Genomic DNA, 21,751 nt, shown 5'->3' on the forward strand with positions numbered 1-21,751 from the left:
ATTTTTTTTATCACGCTTTCGCGAAAGCGTATAATGGAAACAAAATGGTTGAAATGTTCTAGTTAAAGTTCGAACAATGTATTTTAACCACACTTAACTACAGTTAAACGATTAATGTTTTCTTAATGTTTCTTTTAAGGATATGTTTGCGATATTAATTTAGATTTACTAGTTATATATTCTTACAAAAGAATGTATTCTGATTTTAAATATCTGTTTATGGGAGTTTTTACTTTATTCAATTACCTTTTTAAAGTTTCTTTACAAAAGAGTAACCTTAGATTTTTCTCTTTATTATTATTGATGTTAGTTGGCTTTACTCAAGCCGCAGTTGCGCAGTGTGATATCACTAGTGTATCAACATCTATGATATCGGCATGTAACGATAACGGTACGACTCCAGATGCTAGCGATGATTTTTTCACAGCAGATGTTACCATACTTTTCCAGGCTACACCTGCTTCTGGTTTTTTGCAAATTACAGGTGATAATACTGTCGTTCAATCTGTAGATGTAACTACATTACCATCAGGAGCTACATCATATACTTTTCCCGCTGTGTCCTTTACAGCAGATGGTACTGCTATAGGTATAACAGCTTCATTTATTGGCGATCCTACATGTACGTTTTCTTTGGCAGAGCCATCTGCAGGTCTTGCACCTGCATCTTGTAGTCCTGATTGTGTAGTTTCTAATATAACAGTAAGTGATATTACTTCTTGTAATAATGGCGGTACTCAAGGTGATCCTTCAGACGATACTTTTACCGCAGATGTTACAGTTACTTTTTCAAATCCTCCGTCAGCAGGGACTTTAGCGTTAACAGGTGACGGTACTAATACAGTCGGTGTTGGGGCACTTAACTCTACTACTTCTCACACATTTCAAGATATATTGATGAGTGCTGATGGTGGCGCAATTGATTTAACAGCAACTTTCATAAATGGTACACCAGCATGTTCCATAAATGTGCCTATGGCTGGGACCGCTCCAGCAAGTTGTAGTACAGAGTGTATAATTACTAACATAGTAGAAAGTAATGTGTCCATCTGTAATGATGGCGGCACTTCTGGAGTTGGTCAAGATGGAGATGATACTTTCACAGCAGACATAACAGTGACATTTGATTTTGTTCCGGCTTCTGGGACATTAGATTTAACAGGTGATGGATCAGACTCAGTTGGTGTTTCAGGTTTAGATTCTCCTACATCTCATACATTTGTCGGTGTTGAATTTCCAGCAGATGGTGGACCAGTTAGTTTGTCGGCAGATTTTTCTGATGCATTTACCTCTTGTATTTTTACTTTACCAAATGTTTTTACAGCACAATCTCAATGTAGTGTACCTACAGGAGATGGTGGATTAGAGCTTACTAAAACCCATTGTGATTGGGGTTACACGACTAACGATAGATATAAGTTGCGTTATGAAGGTGTTTTAACAAATAGAGGTTCTAATCCTGTTTATAATGTAAGTATCACTGATGATTTAGGAGGTGCTTTTGGTAATGATGCGTTTATCGTCAATTTTATTTCTCGAACTGTTGGGCCTACCGTTGATGGATGGTCTTTAAATGGAGGTTTTAATGGTACGACAGATGAAGAGCTGTTAAGTGCGGCGGTTCTTAACGAGCTAGGGCCAGGTGAATCTATAGATTACGCTTTTTGTGTTGAAATAGCAGCAGATCCTTCATTAGATCAAACAACAGTGATTAATACAATAACGGCGACAGCAAACGACGCCAGTACTGGAGAGGCTTATTCAATATCTGCTACAGATTCTGAATTTTTTGAAGAGAACACGGTAATATTAAGTGCAGGTTTTGAGGTTAGTGATCCTAACCCAACAATTAATACTGATGGTACTTATGATTTTTCATATACTATCACCATTAGAAACTCAGGAACTAATGATGCTACAAATGTTCAGTACACAGATGTGTTTAATCATTTAGCTGGTGCTGGAGTTCCTATTAACACATTTGTTTTAAATTCTAGCTCTGGAGGTATTACGGCTAATCCTGGTTTTGATGGAGCATCTGGAACTTTAACAGGATCAACTTCAGATCTATTACCTACAGGTACTACACTTGCAGCTGGAGCTGTGGCTCAATGGACCTATGATTTAAATGTCGGACCTACGACAGTCACTTCGACTAGGAATTCTCAAGGTGTGATTACTGGAGTAGATGCTTCTTATACAACTAATAGAACTGTTAGTGATATATCTAGAAGAAATTTAGATGCTGCTCACGATAGTGAGCAATGTGGTTGTGAGCAAACTCCTGTAACTTTTAGATCAACTCCTTTGCCGGCAATTACAAAAACGGTATTAAATAATGACCCAGCTGGCACATTAGGGAATAGAGATATTACATTTCAAATAGAAATAGAGAATGGTCCGTTGTCACCGATTGATTTAAGTAATCTACAAATCACTGATAATATTGGAGCAATGTGTCCGGGTAATATTGTGAGTGTCTCAGCTCCTGTAATTACAACATCAACGGCGCTTACAGATCCAGTGTTAGATCCAACTTTTACAGGATTAGGTTCTAACGATATTTTTCAAAACAATACGGGTGTATTAAGACCTGGTGAAAGAGTAATAGTGCAGTATGAGGTAGAAATCACATTACCATGTACAGGTGATAATACCGCAATATTTAATGCAACAGATCCAGGTAATAATCCAGTGGCTTCTGTGTCATCATCTGTAGGTATTAATAATCCTCCAGAAGCAACAGATGACAATGACACGACTCAGGTGGATACACCAATTACTATTGATGTATTAAATAATGATTCTGATCCTGATATGGATCCTATCATGATAACAGAAGTTGATGGAATGGCTATATCTGATGGAGGATCACCAGTATTGCTTAGTGATGGTACTATTGTTCAGATTGTTTCTGGAGAGTTGGTGATTACACCACCACCAGGTAGTAGCGCTCCAGTTTCATTCCCTTATATAGTAGAGGATACTTTAGGGAATCGAGATACGGCAAATGTTTTTATAACTATAGTACCATGTACGGTTGCTGTGATTTCCTTAGATAATATTTCAGCCTGTAATTCCAATGGTACCTCGGGAGACCCAACGGATGATACTTTTACAGCAGATGTAGTTGTTCAATTCACAAATGCGCCTGGTTTAGGAAATTTAGATTTAACAGGTGCTGGAATTAACACTTTTGTTCCAGTAACTGGATTAGATAGTGCAACACAACATAGATTTACCAATTTAACATTCTCTGCAGATGGTGGTCCTGTTAATTTAACGGCAACGTTTGATAATCCTAGTGGATGTACCGATACACAAAATGCAGGAACTGCTCCAGACTCTTGTAGTGTGGCACAATCTGACATGGGTATTACTAAAACTTTAAATCAATCAGGTCCTTTTGCACCTGGTGATACGGTTTCATGGAACATTGTAGTTAGTAACTTAGGTACAGACTTAGCAACAAATGTTTTTGTAACTGATACTCCTACAAATGTTACAATAACAAATGTTACGGGTGGTGGATGTGTTACTTTCCCGTGTAACTTAGGATCCATAACAGCTAATACACCATTTAGTGACGTTACTATTGTCGTTACCGGTACTATAGACGGACCTGGGGTATTTACAAATATAACTGCAGTATCTGCAGATCAGGTAGATAGCGTTCCTGCTAACGATACGGACGATGGTAGTGATGGAAATAATGATGGGATTGCAGTTGGTAATGCAAACTTGGTGACAGTTAAAACTTTAATGAGCGGAGACAGTACGCCAGCAGAAGGTGATACTGTAGCCTTTGCAATAACGGTAACTAATAATGGTCCTGATGACGCTACAAATGTTTCGTTAGTAGATACTATTCCAGCTGGCCTTACGGCTACAATAAACAATGGAAATACTGGTGGAGATCAACCTTCAACTTATACAGATCCTAACTGGACAATTCCATTTATCGCTAGTGGACAATTTGTAACATTGAATATTGAAGGAGTAGTAGATGCTGGTGAGGATGGAAATACGATTACGAACAGCACAACTGCAGCTACAACGCCTGATCAAACAGATCCAACGACAGCTGGTGATGATTTGAATGAAAGCATTACTGTAGATGGCGCAATACCTGATCCTTGTGATGCTCTTGCTTCAGGGAATTCAGATAGTGATGGTGATGGAGTAAGTGATATTTGTGATGTAGATGATGATAATGATGGTATCTTAGATACGGAAGAATGTGAAGCTCCTATTGGATCAATTACAATGGGTGATGGGACAACAGTTTTAGATGGAAATTATAGCAATTCAACTGGTACTTCTGCTGAAATTACTATTACAAGTGATCACAATACTTCGGAGTTTACAAGTGGCGTTACGAGTGGTCTTCAATTAGTTTGGGATCAAGGTGCTGACGTAATACATAATATGTCATTGTCTATTGAACAACCTGTCTTAGGAACTGTAGGTAGTATAGTCGTGGCTAACAATGCTCCAGGTTCTAACTATGGAGCGGCAAATGCGACAAAAGAGGTGAATATAACGTGGCCTGGAGGTGGCTCTGCGATTCTTAATGATCCTAATGATGAAATTTCTGGATATAGTTCAGGTGACGTCATTACTTCTGGGGAAGTATTTGTCGTAAATACAGGCTCATTGGTGAGAGATTCAAGATGGACATTGTCTATTGATTTAACTGGATTAAATACTTATCCTGTAGTTATAGGTTATAATTCAGATGCTTCAATCGCTACGACGGGTATCGCTAATGAAGGTTTTGCATTCAATTTATTGTTAGATTGTGATTTTGACCAAGATGGTATTCCAAATAGAATAGATTTGGATAGTGATAATGATGGTTGTAATGATGTATTGGAATCAGAAGGAACAGATAATGATGATGATGGTGTACTTGGTGATACTGCTACAATAGTTGATTCAAGTGGGCAGGTGCTAACACCAGGAAGTGGTAACACTACTGGCGGTTATAACGGAGTAGATGGTAATGAATTTAATGCAACAGAAGTAGTTGTTGATTCGCCTCCTTCAGATCAAAGTGTGGAAAGTGGATCCAATGCTACTTTTACCGCAGTAGTGAGAGCAACGAGTACAATAGAATATGATGGATTTGCGCCAAGTACAACACCAGATTTTAACGATCTATCTGCAATAGATATTTCTGGGACTGCAACATACCAATGGTATTTGGGAGATCCTAATAGCGGTGGATCATTGCTAGCAGGTGAAACAGGTTCTTCGCTAACACTGACTACTGATCCTTCAATGGATGGGAATCAATATTGTGTAGTGATTACACATCCAGACAACATATGTTTTGTTCAAACAGAATGTGCTGTTTTAACCGTAACAATTCCTGTAGATCAATGTGATCCTGTTGCTTCGGGGAATCTAGATTCAGATTTAGATGGAGTGAGTAATATTTGTGATTTAGATGATGATAATGATGGGATTTTGGATACAGAAGAATGCCCGCCATTGATTGGTAGTATAACATCTGGTAACATAAGTAATGACTTAGAAGGTATTTATTCAAACGCGCAAAATACATCTATAGAATTTGGAATAACTACTACTCCTTGGCCTGTAAATAGAAACGGAGCTGGTGTTACAGAAGGTTTACAATTAGTTTGGGATCAAGATAGTACAGATCCTATGACTGGTGATAATGCAGTTCAGGACATTCAATTTACTTTGGAGCAACCAAGTAGAGGTTTAATCAGTAATTTCCGATTAGGTTCTTCTGCTCCTGGTTCAACATATACTGCTAATAACGCAGTTAAAGATATAACGGTATCGTGGACTTCTGTTGCTAGTGCTGTATTGGTTGATCCATTAGGTGAAATAACCTCACATAATAATGGTGATGTTATACCTTCTGGAACTACATTGCATCTAGATGGTCAGGCGGTAGGAGTTACCCAAGTAGGTCAATCGCAATGGTATTTGGATATAGATGTTTCTTCTGTTTCCTTTCCATGGATTTTTGATTATAGATCTTTTAATGCTCTAGGAACAGTTCGTTTTGAAGGTTTTGGCTTCTGGACGGTTACTGATTGTGATTTTGATCAAGATGGTGTGCCAAATTCTCAAGATTTAGATAGTGATAATGATGGGTGTAATGATGTAATTGAATCAAATGGTTTAGATAATGATGATGATGGTGTGTTAGGTGATACAGCTACGGTAGTTGATTCTAATGGACAGGTAACAAATGGAAGTGGAGATATAACAGGTGGTTATGATGGTGCAAACGGTAATGAAATATTAGCTACCGAAGTTATTGTAGATCAAGCACCTATGGGTCAAATAGTAAATAGTGGTTCTGATGCCACATTTATGGTAGCAGTTACAGCAACAAGTACAACAAATTATACAGGAGGTGCTCCTAGTACTTTCCCTGATTATACAACAGGTGCTCCGGCACCAGGTACAATGTACCAATGGTATTTAGGAGATCCTACAGTTCCAGCAAATGCAATAGCTGGAGAGACTAATGCCTCTCTTACCTTGACAAGCGTGGACAGCAGTCAAGATGGTAATGAATATTGTGTGGTGATTACACATCCAGACAATGTATGTTTTACACAAACTGAATGCGCTATATTAACTGTAATAACAACAGATTGTTCCCAAGTTATTGATGGAACAGTTGACGTTTGTGCTTTATTAGCTGCTAATCCGGCAGATCCTATAGGTCTAGAAGATTGTGATGGTGATGGAGAAACAAATTTAGACGAATGTAATGCAGGTTCTGATCCTACAGATCCTTGCTCGATTCCTTCAGGAAGTTCAGCAACGGCAGACACGAGTAATCCAATCTGGCAAGCCGCCGATTGTGATGGTGACGGAGAGACCAATGGAACAGAAGACATGAACGGATCCGATCCAACAGACCCATGTGATGTAAGCGGAATATCAACTGTTCCAGATGTAAGTGACTCAAACTATTCTGTATGGGCAGCTGCAGATTGTGATGGAGATGGTGAGACAAACGGAGAAGAAGTAATGAATGGTACAGAGCCATTTGATCCTTGTAGTGTAACAAATGCTACGATACCAACAAATCCAATGATGGCAGGAACTCCAGCTCAAAATGCATATGATGTATGGGCAGCAGCAGACTGTGATGGCGATGGAGACTCTAATGGAACGGATGCAGATCCAACAGATCCATGTGTGTTTACAGCCGGAAGTATAGCAGATACAAGTAATCCAATTTGGCAAGCAGCAGATTGTGATGGTGATGGAGATTCCAACGGAACCGATCCAGCACCAAATGATCCATGTGTGTTTACAGCAGGAAGTACAGCAGATACGAGTAATGCAATTTGGCAAGCCGCCGATTGTGATGGTGATGGAGATTCTAACGGAACCGATCCAGACCCAACAAATCCATGTGTATTTACAGCAGGAAGTACAGCAGACACGAGTAATCCAATCTGGCAAGCTGCCGATTGTGATGGTGATGGTGAGACTAATGGATCAGAAACAGCAAATGGTTCAGACCCAACAGATCCATGTGATGTAAGTGGAACAGCAACAGTACCAGATGTAAGTGATGCGAACTATGCCGTATGGGCAGCCGCTGACTGTGATGGTGATGGCGAGACTAACGGAGAAGAAGTAATGAATGGTACAGAGCCATTTGATCCATGTAGTGTAACCAATGCTACGATACCAACAAATCCAATGATGGCAGGAACTCCAGCTCAAAATGCATATGATGTATGGGCAGCAGCAGACTGTGATGGCGATGGAGACTCTAATGGAACGGATGCAGATCCAACAGATCCATGTGTGTTTACAGCCGGAAGTATAGCAGATACAAGTAATTCAATTTGGCAAGCAGCAGATTGTGATGGTGATGGAGATTCCAACGGAACCGATCCAGCACCAAATGATCCATGTGTGTTTACAGCAGGAAGTACAGCAGATACGAGTAATGCAATTTGGCAAGCTGCCGATTGTGATGGTGATGGAGATTCTAACGGAACCGATCCAGACCCAACAAATCCATGTGTATTCACAGCGGGAAGTACAGCCGATACAACAAATCCAATCTGGCAAGCCGCCGATTGTGATGGTGATGGTGAGACTAATGGAACAGAAATAATGAATGGATCAGATCCTACTGATCCATGTGATGTAAGTGGAACAGCAACAGTTCCAGATGTAAGTGATGAGAATTATGCCGTATGGGCAGCTGCCGATTGTGATGGAGATGGCGAGACTAACGGAGAAGAAGTGATGAATGGTACAGAACCATTTGATCCATGTAGTGTAACCAATGCCACGATACCAACAAATCCAATGATGGCAGGAACGCCAGCTCAAAATGCATATGATGTATGGGCAGCAGCTGATTGTGATGGCGATGGAGACTCCAATGGAACGGATACAGATCCAACAGATCCATGTGTATTTGCAGCAGGAAGTGTAGCAGATACGAGTAATGCAATTTGGCAAGCCGCCGATTGTGATGGAGATGGCGATTCTAACGGAACCGATCCAGACCCAACAGATCCATGTGTGTTTACAGCCGGAAGTACAGCCGATACGAGTAATGCAATTTGGCAAGCTGCCGATTGTGATGGAGATGGCGATCCTAACGGAACCGATCCAGACCCAGAAGATCCATGTGTGTTTACAGCCGGAAGTACAGCAGACACGAGTAATGCAATCTGGCAAGCCGCCGATTGTGATGGAGATGGAGAGACTAACGGAACAGAAATAATGAATGGATCAGATCCTACTGATCCATGTGATGTAAGTGGAACAGCAACAGTTCCAGATGTAAGTGATGAGAATTATGCCGTATGGGCAGCTGCCGATTGTGATGGAGATGGCGAGACTAACGGAGAAGAAGTGATGAATGGTACAGAACCATTTGATCCATGTAGTGTAACCAATGCCACGATACCAACAAATCCAATGATGGCAGGAACGCCAGCTCAAAATGCATATGATGTATGGGCAGCAGCAGACTGTGATGGCGATGGAGACTCTAATGGAACGGATGCAGATCCAACAGATCCATGTGTGTTTACAGCCGGAAGTATAGCAGATACAAGTAATTCAATTTGGCAAGCAGCAGATTGTGATGGTGATGGAGATTCCAACGGAACCGATCCAGCACCAAATGATCCATGTGTGTTTACAGCAGGAAGTACAGCAGATACGAGTAATGCAATTTGGCAAGCTGCCGATTGTGATGGTGATGGAGATTCTAACGGAACCGATCCAGACCCAGAAGATCCATGTGTGTTTACAGCCGGAAGTACAGCAGACACGAGTAATGCAATCTGGCAAGCCGCCGATTGTGATGGAGATGGAGAGACTAACGGAACAGAAATAATGAATGGATCAGATCCTACTGATCCATGTGATGTAAGTGGAACAGCAACAGTTCCAGATGTAAGTGATGAGAATTATGCCGTATGGGCAGCTGCCGATTGTGATGGAGATGGCGAGACTAACGGAGAAGAAGTGATGAATGGTACAGAACCATTTGATCCATGTAGTGTAACCAATGCCACGATACCAACAAATCCAATGATGGCAGGAACGCCAGCTCAAAATGCATATGATGTATGGGCAGCAGCTGATTGTGATGGCGATGGAGACTCCAATGGAACGGATACAGATCCAACAGATCCATGTGTATTTGCAGCAGGAAGTGTAGCAGATACGAGTAATGCAATTTGGCAAGCCGCCGATTGTGATGGAGATGGCGATTCTAACGGAACCGATCCAGACCCAACAGATCCATGTGTGTTTACAGCCGGAAGTACAGCCGATACGAGTAATGCAATTTGGCAAGCTGCCGATTGTGATGGAGATGGCGATCCTAACGGAACCGATCCAGACCCAGAAGATCCATGTGTGTTTACAGCCGGAAGTACAGCAGACACGAGTAATGCAATCTGGCAAGCCGCCGATTGTGATGGAGATGGAGAGACTAACGGAACAGAAATAATGAATGGATCAGATCCTACTGATCCATGTGATGTAAGTGGAACAGCAACAGTTCCAGATGTAAGTGATGAGAATTATGCCGTATGGGCAGCTGCCGATTGTGATGGAGATGGCGAGACTAACGGAGAAGAAGTGATGAATGGTACAGAACCATTTGATCCATGTAGTGTAACCAATGCCACGATACCAACAAATCCAATGATGGCAGGAACGCCAGCTCAAAATGCATATGATGTATGGGCAGCAGCTGATTGTGATGGCGATGGAGACTCCAATGGAACGGATACAGATCCAACAGATCCATGTGTATTTGCAGCAGGAAGTGTAGCAGATACGAGTAATGCAATTTGGCAAGCCGCCGATTGTGATGGAGATGGCGATTCTAACGGAACCGATCCAGACCCAACAGATCCATGTGTGTTTACAGCCGGAAGTACAGCCGATACGAGTAATGCAATTTGGCAAGCTGCCGATTGTGATGGAGATGGCGATCCTAACGGAACCGATCCAGACCCAGAAGATCCATGTGTGTTTACAGCCGGAAGTACAGCAGACACGAGTAATGCAATCTGGCAAGCCGCCGATTGTGATGGAGATGGAGAGACTAACGGAACAGAAATAATGAATGGATCAGATCCTACTGATCCATGTGATGTAAGTGGAACAGCAACAGTTCCAGATGTAAGTGATGAGAATTATGCCGTATGGGCAGCTGCCGATTGTGATGGAGATGGCGAGACTAACGGAGAAGAAGTGATGAATGGTACAGAACCATTTGATCCATGTAGTGTAACCAATGCCACGATACCAACAAATCCAATGATGGCAGGAACGCCAGCTCAAAATGCATATGATGTATGGGCAGCAGCTGATTGTGATGGCGATGGAGACTCCAATGGAACGGATACAGATCCAACAGATCCATGTGTATTTGCAGCAGGAAGTGTAGCAGATACGAGTAATGCAATTTGGCAAGCCGCCGATTGTGATGGAGATGGCGATTCTAACGGAACCGATCCAGACCCAACAGATCCATGTGTGTTTACAGCCGGAAGTACAGCCGATACGAGTAATGCAATTTGGCAAGCTGCCGATTGTGATGGAGATGGCGATCCTAACGGAACCGATCCAGACCCAGAAGATCCATGTGTGTTTACAGCCGGAAGTACAGCAGACACGAGTAATGCAATCTGGCAAGCCGCCGATTGTGATGGAGATGGAGAGACTAACGGAACAGAAATAATGAATGGATCAGATCCTACTGATCCATGTGATGTAAGTGGAACAGCAACAGTTCCAGATGTAAGTGATGAGAATTATGCCGTATGGGCAGCTGCCGATTGTGATGGAGATGGCGAGACTAACGGAGAAGAAGTGATGAATGGTACAGAACCATTTGATCCATGTAGTGTAACCAATGCCACGATACCAACAAATCCAATGATGGCAGGAACGCCAGCTCAAAATGCATATGATGTATGGGCAGCAGCTGATTGTGATGGCGATGGAGACTCCAATGGAACGGATACAGATCCAACAGATCCATGTGTATTTGCAGCAGGAAGTGTAGCAGATACGAGTAATGCAATTTGGCAAGCCGCCGATTGTGATGGAGATGGCGATTCTAACGGAACCGATCCAGACCCAACAGATCCATGTGTGTTTACAGCCGGAAGTACAGCCGATACGAGTAATGCAATTTGGCAAGCTGCCGATTGTGATGGAGATGGCGATCCTAACGGAACCGATCCAGACCCAGAAGATCCATGTGTGTTTACAGCCGGAAGTACAGCAGACACGAGTAATGCAATCTGGCAAGCCGCCGATTGTGATGGAGATGGAGAGACAAATGGAGATGATCCAGCTCCATTTGATCCTTGTGTAGGAATAGAGCTTGCTAACGTTGATTTGTCAGATAATAACACAAATTGGTATAACGCTGATTGTGATGGAGATGGTGTGATTAATGGTTTAGAACTAGATCCAGATATGGATGGTGTTGCTGGTCCTAATGGAACCGATTTAAATGATCCTTGTGATTACAATGATGAGGATGTGGTAGATGGAACTCAAGCGGAGCCATGGTTGTCCGCTGATTGTGATGGAGATGGTGTTCTAAATAGTGAAGAGATAGCAAATGGAACGGATCCAAATGATGCATGTGATTATATAGATGGAGCAGCAACCGTACCAGCTACGAGTATGGGAGACTGTGACGGCGATGGAGTAACGGATGCCGATGAGATTAATGGGCCAGATGGAGATCCAACGACACCAGACGGAACAGATAGTAATGACGCCTGTGATTATGAAGTAGCAGATATAAGTTTACCAGTAACTAGCACAGTAGATTGTGATGGTGATGGAGCAACCGATGCTGATGAAATCAACGGACCAGATGGTGATCCAGCTACAGCAGATGGAACCGATCCAAATGATCCATGTGATTATGATCCAGCAAGTGTGACGTTAGCAGTAACAAGTACCGTAGATTGTGATGGAGATGGAGTAACGGATGCCGACGAGATAGCAGCAGGAACCGATCCAAATGATCCATGTAGTTACAATGTTGCAGCTGTAACCGTAATAGCAACAAGTACAGTAGATTGTGATGGAGATGGAGTAACGGATGCAAATGAAGTAAATGGACCGGATGGAGATCCAACGACACCAGATGGAACCGATCCAAATGATGTATGTGATTATATAGATGGAGCAGCAACCGTACCAGCTACGAGTATGGGAGACTGTGACGGCGATGGAGTAACGGATGCCGATGAGATTAATGGACCAGATGGAGATCCAACGACACCAGATGGAACAGATAGTAATGATGCCTGTGATTATGAAGTATCAGATATAAGTTTACCAGTAACCAGCATTGTAGATTGTGATGGAGATGGAGTTACCGATGCCGATGAAATCAACGGACCAGATGGTAACCCAACTACAGCAGATGGAACAGATCCAAATGACCCATGTGATTATGATCCAGCAAGTGTAACGGTAACTGTAACAAGTACCGTAGATTGTGATGGAGATGGAGTAACGGATGCCGACGAGATAGCAGCGGGAACCGATCCAAACGATCCATGTAGTTACAATGTTGCAGCTGTAACCGTAGTAGCAACAAGCACAGTAGATTGTGATGGAGATGGAGTAACGGATGCAAATGAAGTAAATGGACCGGATGGAGATCCAACGACACCAGATGGAACCGATCCAAATGATGCATGTGATTATATAGATGGAGCAGCAACCGTACCAGCTACTAGCATGGGAGACTGTGACGGCGATGGAGTAACGGATGCCGATGAGATTAATGGACCAGATGGAGATCCAACGACACCAGACGGAACAGATAGTAATGACGCCTGTGATTATGAAGTAGCAGATATAAGTTTACCAGTAACTAGCACAGTAGATTGTGATGGTGATGGAGCAACCGATGCTGATGAAATCAACGGACCAGATGGTGATCCAGCTACAGCAGATGGAACCGATCCAAATGATCCATGTGATTATGATCCAGCAAGTGTGACGTTAGCAGTAACAAGTACCGTAGATTGTGATGGAGATGGAGTTACAGATGCAGATGAAATCGCTGATGGAACTGATCCAAACGATGCGTGTTCATACAACGTAGGAAGCGTAACTGTATCAGTAACAAGTATGGTAGATTGTGATGGAGATGGAGTAACGGATGCAAATGAAGTAAATGGACCAGATGGAGATCCAGCGACACCAGATGGAACCGATCCAAATGATGCATGTGATTATATAGATGGAGCAGCAACCGTACCAGCTACGAGTATGGGAGACTGTGACGGAGATGGAGTAACGGATGCCGATGAGATTAATGGACCAGATGGAGATCCAACGACACCAGACGGAACAGATAGTAATGACGCCTGTGATTATGAAGTAGCAGATATAAGTTTACCAGTAACTAGCACAGTAGATTGTGATGGTGATGGAGTAACCGATGCTGATGAAATCAACGGACCAGATGGTGATCCAGCTACAGCAGATGGAACCGATCCAAATGATCCATGTGATTATGATCCAGCAAGTGTGACGTTAGCAGTAACAAGTACCGTAGATTGTGATGGAGATGGAGTTACAGATGCAGATGAAATCGCTGATGGAACTGATCCAAACGATGCGTGTTCATACAACGTAGGAAGCGTAACTGTATCAGTAACAAGTATGGTAGATTGTGATGGAGATGGAGTAACGGATGCGAATGAGATAGCCGATGGAACTGATCCAAACGATGCGTGTTCATACAACGTAGGAAGCGTAAGTGTGCCAGTAACAAGTACAGTAGATTGTGATGGAGATGGGGTTACAGATGCAGATGAAATCGCTGATGGGACTGATCCTAATGACGCATGTTCTTACACAGTAGGAAGTATTAGTGTTCCAGTAACCAGCACAGTAGATTGTGATGGAGATGGAGTAACCGATGCTGATGAGATCAACGGACCAGATGGTGATCCAGCTACAGCAGATGGAACAGATCCAAATGATCCATGTGATTATGATCCAGCAAGTGTGACGTTAGCAGTTACCAGCACAGTAGATTGTGATGGAGATGGAGTTACAGATGCAGATGAAATCGCTGATGGAACTGATCCAAACGATCCTTGTTCTTACATAGTAGGAAGCGTAACTGTATCAGTAACAAGTATGGTAGATTGTGATGGAGATGGAGTAACGGATGCGAATGAAATAGCCGATGGAACTGATCCAAATGATGCTTGTTCATACAATGTAGGAAGCGTAAGTGTGCCAGTAACAAGTATGGTAGATTGTGATGGAGATGGAGTGACGGATGCAGATGAAATCGCTGATGGAACTGATCCTAACGACCCATGTTCTTACACAGTAGGAAGTATTAGTGTTCCAGTAACCAGCATTGTAGATTGTGATGGAGATGGAGTTACCGATGCCGATGAAATCAACGGACCAGATGGTAACCCAACTACAGCAGATGGAACAGATCCAAATGACCCATGTGACTACGATCCCGCAAGTGTAACGGTAACTGTAACAAGTACCGTAGATTGTGATGGAGATGGAGTAACGGATGCCGACGAGATAGCAGCGGGAACCGATCCAAATGATCCATGTAGTTACAATGTTGCAGCTGTAACCGTAGTAGCAACAAGCACAGTAGATTGTGATGGAGATGGAGTAACGGATGCAAATGAAGTAAATGGACCAGATGGAGATCCAGCGACACCAGATGGAACCGATCCAAATGATGCATGTGATTATATAGATGGAGCAGCAACCGTACCAGCTACGAGCATGGGAGACTGTGACGGCGATGGAGTAACGGATGCCGATGAGATTAATGGACCAGATGGAGATCCAACGACACCAGACGGAACAGATAGTAATGACGCCTGTGATTATGAAGTAGCAGATATAAGTTTACCAGTAACTAGCACAGTAGATTGTGATGGAGATGGAGTAACCGATGCTGATGAGATCAACGGACCAGATGGTGATCCAGCTACAGCAGATGGAACAGATCCAAATGATCCATGTGATTATGATCCAGCAAGTGTGAAGTTAGCAGTAACAAGTACCGTAGATTGTGATGGAGATGGAGTTACAGATGCAGATGAAATCGCTGATGGAACTGATCCAAACGATGCGTGTTCATACAACGTAGGAAGCGTAACTGTATCGGTAACAAGTATGGTAGATTGTGATGGAGATGGAGTAACGGATGCGAATGAGATAGCCGATGGAACTGATCCAAACGATGCGTGTTCATACAACGTAGGAAGCGTAAGTGTGCCAGTAACAAGTACAGTAGATTGTGATGGAGATGGGGTTACAGATGCAGATGAAATCGCTGATGGGACTGATCCTAATGACGCATGTTCTTACACAGTAGGAAGTATTAGTGTTCCAGTAACCAGCACAGTAGATTGTGATGGAGATGGAGTAACCGATGCTGATGAGATCAACGGACCAGATGGTGATCCAGCTACAGCAGATGGAACAGATCCAAATGATCCATGTGATTATGATCCAGCAAGTGTGACGTTAGCAGTTACCAGCACAGTAGATTGTGATGGAGATGGAGTTACAGATGCAGATGAAATCGCTGATGGAACTGATCCAAATGATGCGTGTTCATACAACGTAGGAAGCGTAACTGTATCAGTAACAAGTATGGTAGATTGTGATGGAGATGGAGTAACGGATGCGAATGAAATAGCCGATGGAACTGATCCAAATGATGCTTGTTCATACAATGTAGGAAGCGTAAGTGTGCCAGTAACAAGTATGGTAGATTGTGATGGAGATGGAGTGACGGATGCAGATGAAATCGCTGATGGAACTGATCCTAACGACCCATGTTCTTACACAGTAGGAAGTATTAGTGTTCCAGTAACCAGCATTGTAGATTGTGATGGAGATGGAGTTACAGATGCTGATGAAATCAACGGACCAGATGGTAACCCAACTACAGCAGATGGAACAGATCCAAATGACCCATGTGACTACGATCCCGCAAGTGTAACGGTAACTGTAACAAGTACCGTAGATTGTGATGGAGATGGAGTAACGGATGCCGACGAGATAGCAGCGGGAACCGATCCAAACGATCCATGTAGTTACAATGTTGCAGCTGTAACCGTAGTAGCAACAAGCACAGTAGATTGTGATGGAGATGGAGTAACGGATGCAAATGAAGTAAATGGACCAGATGGAGATCCAGCGACACCAGATGGAACCGATCCAAATGATGCATGTGATTATATAGATGGAGCAGCAACCGTACCAGCTACTAGCATGGGAGACTGTGACGGCGATGGAGTAACGGATGCCGATGAGATTAATGGACCAGATGGAGATCCAACGACACCAGACGGAACAGATAGTAATGACGCCTGTGATTATGAAGTAGCAGATATAAGTTTACCAGTAACTAGCACAGTAGATTGTGATGGTGATGGAGCAACCGATGCTGATGAAATCAACGGACCAGATGGTGATCCAGCTACAGCAGATGGAACCGATCCAAATGATCCATGTGATTATGATCCAGCAAGTGTGACGTTAGCAGTAACAAGTACCGTAGATTGTGATGGAGATGGAGTTACAGATGCAGATGAAATCGCTGATGGAACTGATCCAAACGATGCGTGTTCATACAACGTAGGAAGCGTAACTGTATCAGTAACAAGTATGGTAGATTGTGATGGAGATGGAGTAACGGATGCAAATGAAGTAAATGGACCAGATGGAGATCCAGCGACACCAGATGGAACCGATCCAAATGATGCATGTGATTATATAGATGGAGCAGCAACCGTACCAGCTACGAGTATGGGAGACTGTGACGGAGATGGAGTAACGGATGCCGATGAGATTAATGGACCAGATGGAGATCCAACGACACCAGACGGAACAGATAGTAATGACGCCTGTGATTATGAAGTAGCAGATATAAGTTTACCAGTAACTAGCACAGTAGATTGTGATGGTGATGGAGTAACCGATGCTGATGAAATCAACGGACCAGATGGTGATCCAGCTACAGCAGATGGAACCGATCCAAATGATCCATGTGATTATGATCCAGCAAGTGTGACGTTAGCAGTAACAAGTACCGTAGATTGTGATGGAGATGGAGTTACAGATGCAGATGAAATCGCTGATGGAACTGATCCAAACGATGCGTGTTCATACAACGTAGGAAGCGTAACTGTATCAGTAACAAGTATGGTAGATTGTGATGGAGATGGAGTAACGGATGCGAATGAGATAGCCGATGGAACTGATCCAAACGATGCGTGTTCATACAACGTAGGAAGCGTAAGTGTGCCAGTAACAAGTACAGTAGATTGTGATGGAGATGGGTTACAGATGCAGATGAAATCGCTGATGGGACTGATCCTAATGACGCATGTTCTTACACAGTAGGAAGTATTAGTGTTCCAGTAACCAGCACAGTAGATTGTGATGGAGATGGAGTAACCGATGCTGATGAGATCAACGGACCAGATGGTGATCCAGCTACAGCAGATGGAACAGATCCAAATGATCCATGTGATTATGATCCAGCAAGTGTGACGTTAGCAGTTACCAGCACAGTAGATTGTGATGGAGATGGAGTTACAGATGCAGATGAAATCGCTGATGGAACTGATCCAAACGATCCTTGTTCTTACATAGTAGGAAGCGTAACTGTATCAGTAACAAGTATGGTAGATTGTGATGGAGATGGAGTAACGGATGCGAATGAAATAGCCGATGGAACTGATCCAAATGATGCTTGTTCATACAATGTAGGAAGCGTAAGTGTGCCAGTAACAAGTATGGTAGATTGTGATGGAGATGGAGTGACGGATGCAGATGAAATCGCTGATGGAACTGATCCTAACGACCCATGTTCTTACACAGTAGGAAGTATTAGTGTTCCAGTAACCAGCATTGTAGATTGTGATGGAGATGGAGTTACCGATGCCGATGAAATCAACGGACCAGATGGTAACCCAACTACAGCAGATGGAACAGATCCAAATGACCCATGTGACTACGATCCCGCAAGTGTAACGGTAACTGTAACAAGTACCGTAGATTGTGATGGAGATGGAGTAACGGATGCCGACGAGATAGCAGCGGGAACCGATCCAAATGATCCATGTAGTTACAATGTTGCAGCTGTAACCGTAGTAGCAACAAGCACAGTAGATTGTGATGGAGATGGAGTAACGGATGCAAATGAAGTAAATGGACCAGATGGAGATCCAGCGACACCAGATGGAACCGATCCAAATGATGCATGTGATTATATAGATGGAGCAGCAACCGTACCAGCTACGAGCATGGGAGACTGTGACGGCGATGGAGTAACGGATGCCGATGAGATTAATGGACCAGATGGAGATCCAACGACACCAGACGGAACAGATAGTAATGACGCCTGTGATTATGAAGTAGCAGATATAAGTTTACCAGTAACTAGCACAGTAGATTGTGATGGAGATGGAGTAACCGATGCTGATGAGATCAACGGACCAGATGGTGATCCAGCTACAGCAGATGGAACAGATCCAAATGATCCATGTGATTATGATCCGGCAAGTGTGACGTTAGCAGTTACCAGCACAGTAGATTGTGATGGAGATGGAGTTACAGATGCAGATGAAATCGCTGATGGAACTGATCCAAACGATGCGTGTTCATACAACGTAGGAAGCGTAACTGTATCAGTAACAAGTATGGTAGATTGTGATGGAGATGGAGTAACGGATGCGAATGAAATAGCCGATGGAACTGATCCAAACGATGCGTGTTCATACAACGTAGGAAGCGTAAGTGTGCCAGTAACAAGTACAGTAGATTGTGATGGAGATGGGGTTACAGATGCAGATGAAATCGCTGATGGGACTGATCCTAATGACGCATGTTCTTACACAGTAGGAAGTATTAGTGTTCCAGTAACCAGCACAGTAGATTGTGATGGAGATGGAGTTACAGATGCCGATGAGATAGCAGCTGGGACTGATCCTAATGACGCATGTTCTTACACAGTAGGAAGTATTAGTGTTCCAGTAACCAGCACAGTAGATTGTGATGGAGATGGAGTTACAGATGCTGATGAAATTAACGGTCCAGACGGTGATCCGACAACTCCAGACGGAACAAATCCGAACGATCCATGTAGTTATGATGTTGCTAGTATTAGTCTAACTATTACCAGTATGGTAGATTGTGATGGAGATGGAGTAATTGATGCAGATGAAATCGCTGATGGAACGGATCCGAATGATCCATGTGATTTCAATTTAGCTAGTGTAACTGTTACACAAACGGGAGATTATTTAACCGCAGATTGTGATGGAGATGGTATTTCTAACGGAGATGAACTTGCACAAGGAACAGATCCAAATGATCCTTGTGACTATGATGCTTCAGCACAAAATATTAATAACGTTTCCACTCTTTGGTTAGGAGGAGATTGTGATGGTGACGGCGTATCGAATGGAACTGAAATAGGTGATGGTACGGACCCACAAGATCCATGTGATTTTGATGTGAATAGTCAAGTTATCGCAAATGTTACTAACGCATGGAATAGTTTAGATTGTGATGGTGATGGTGTAATAAATGGTGACGAAATGTTAGATATGACAGATCCACAAGATCCATGTGATTATGTTTTAGCTAGTCAAACATTAACACCTTCATTAGCATGGGAAGCTTTAGATTGTGATGGTGATGGTGTAAGTAATGGTGTTGAGATAATAGATGGTACAGATACGCAAGATCCTTGTGATTTACTGTATACCAGTCAAGATACTATTCCTTCAACGACTTGGAATAACTCTGATTGTGATGGTGATGGTGTTACAAATGGTGATGAAGTTATAGATGGAACAAATCCTATTGACCCTTGTGATTTTATGCTTGAAAATGTAACAGTGCCTCAGACAATGGCATGGGAAGCTTTAGATTGTGATGGTGATGGAGTAAGTAATGGACTAGAAGTTATAGACGGGACAGATCCTTTAGATCAATGTGACCTGAATGTTAGTAGTCAAGACTTAACTCCAAGCGCTGATTGGCAACTTCTAGACTGTGATGGTGATGGTGTTACTAATGCAGATGAAGTTGCAGATGCCACTAATCCAACTGACCCTTGTGAATTTGTTGTCGCTAGTCAAACAACACCAGTTGGTGGAGACTTTAATGATGCAGATTGTGATGGCGATGGTGTGACAAACGGTAATGAAATTATAGATGGAACTGATCCAAATGATCCATGTGATTTCTTAACAACTAGTCAGACAGTAGATACATCAGATGAATATGGTCAATTAGACTGTGATGGTGATGGAGTGTCCAATAGACAAGAGGAAATCGACGGAACAGATCCTCAAGATCCATGTAGTTATGAAGCAATCTCTCAAGATTTAGTTTCCGCAACAGGAGAATGGGATAATTTAGATTGTGATGGTGATGGAGTAAGCAATATTGATGAGCTATTACCACCAAATGGAGGTATTCCTACAAATCCTCAAGATCCTTGTAATGTTGATCTTGATAATCAAAATATGACGCCTGATCAAGCATGGTTAGATGCAGATTGTGACATGGATAATGTATCAAATGGAGATGAGCTAGGTCAAGGAGATACTGATGGTGATGGTATACCAGATGTGTTCGATATTGATGATGATGGCGACGGTGTTGCTACAATCTATGAGGACTATGATGGTGATAACGATCCGACTAATCAAGATTCTGACGGAGATGGAATTCCGGATTATCTAGATGTTGATGATGACGGTGATGGTCTTGCTACTGCAGATGAAGGAGCTAATCCAGATGGCGACCTTAATCCTAACACTGGTAATACTAGTGATATTGATGGAGATGGTATCCCAGATTACTTAGATCAGGATGCTAGAAGAGTTAGAGTTTGGAATGCAGTTACTCCAGATGGAGATGGTCAGAATGACTTCTTCTTCATTCAAGGTATTGAGAATTTTGAAAACACGGTTAGAATATTCAACCGTTGGGGAATTGAAGTTTTCAATGCAGATAATTATGATAACTCTACTAAGCGTTTTGTAGGAGTATCAGATGGAAGGACTACAATAGGTCAAGGAGATAAATTGCCTACAGGTACTTACTACTACGTGGTTGAGTATATCGATGACTTTGGTGGTGTTCAACAAATAGCAGGATACCTTTACGTACGATAAATAATTTCACG

At 42.7% G+C, this 21,751-nt stretch carries 2 protein-coding genes; both read left to right on the forward strand.

The window, feature by feature from the left end:
- Positions 1-219: 219 nt before the first annotated feature.
- Positions 220-17,949, forward strand: coding sequence for a DUF11 domain-containing protein (locus tag BST92_RS08485; RefSeq protein WP_170061726.1), 17,730 nt, complete (start codon positions 220-222; stop codon positions 17,947-17,949).
- Entirely contained in the window at positions 17,904-21,740 is a 3,837-nt protein-coding gene (locus tag BST92_RS08490; RefSeq protein ID WP_425437392.1) for a T9SS type B sorting domain-containing protein, read from the forward strand. The genes BST92_RS08485 and BST92_RS08490 overlap by 46 nt, the downstream gene beginning before the upstream one ends.
- Positions 21,741-21,751: the final 11 nt, after the last annotated feature.

Source organism: Nonlabens arenilitoris (assembly GCF_002954765.1).
Lineage (GTDB): Bacteria > Bacteroidota > Bacteroidia > Flavobacteriales > Flavobacteriaceae > Nonlabens > Nonlabens arenilitoris.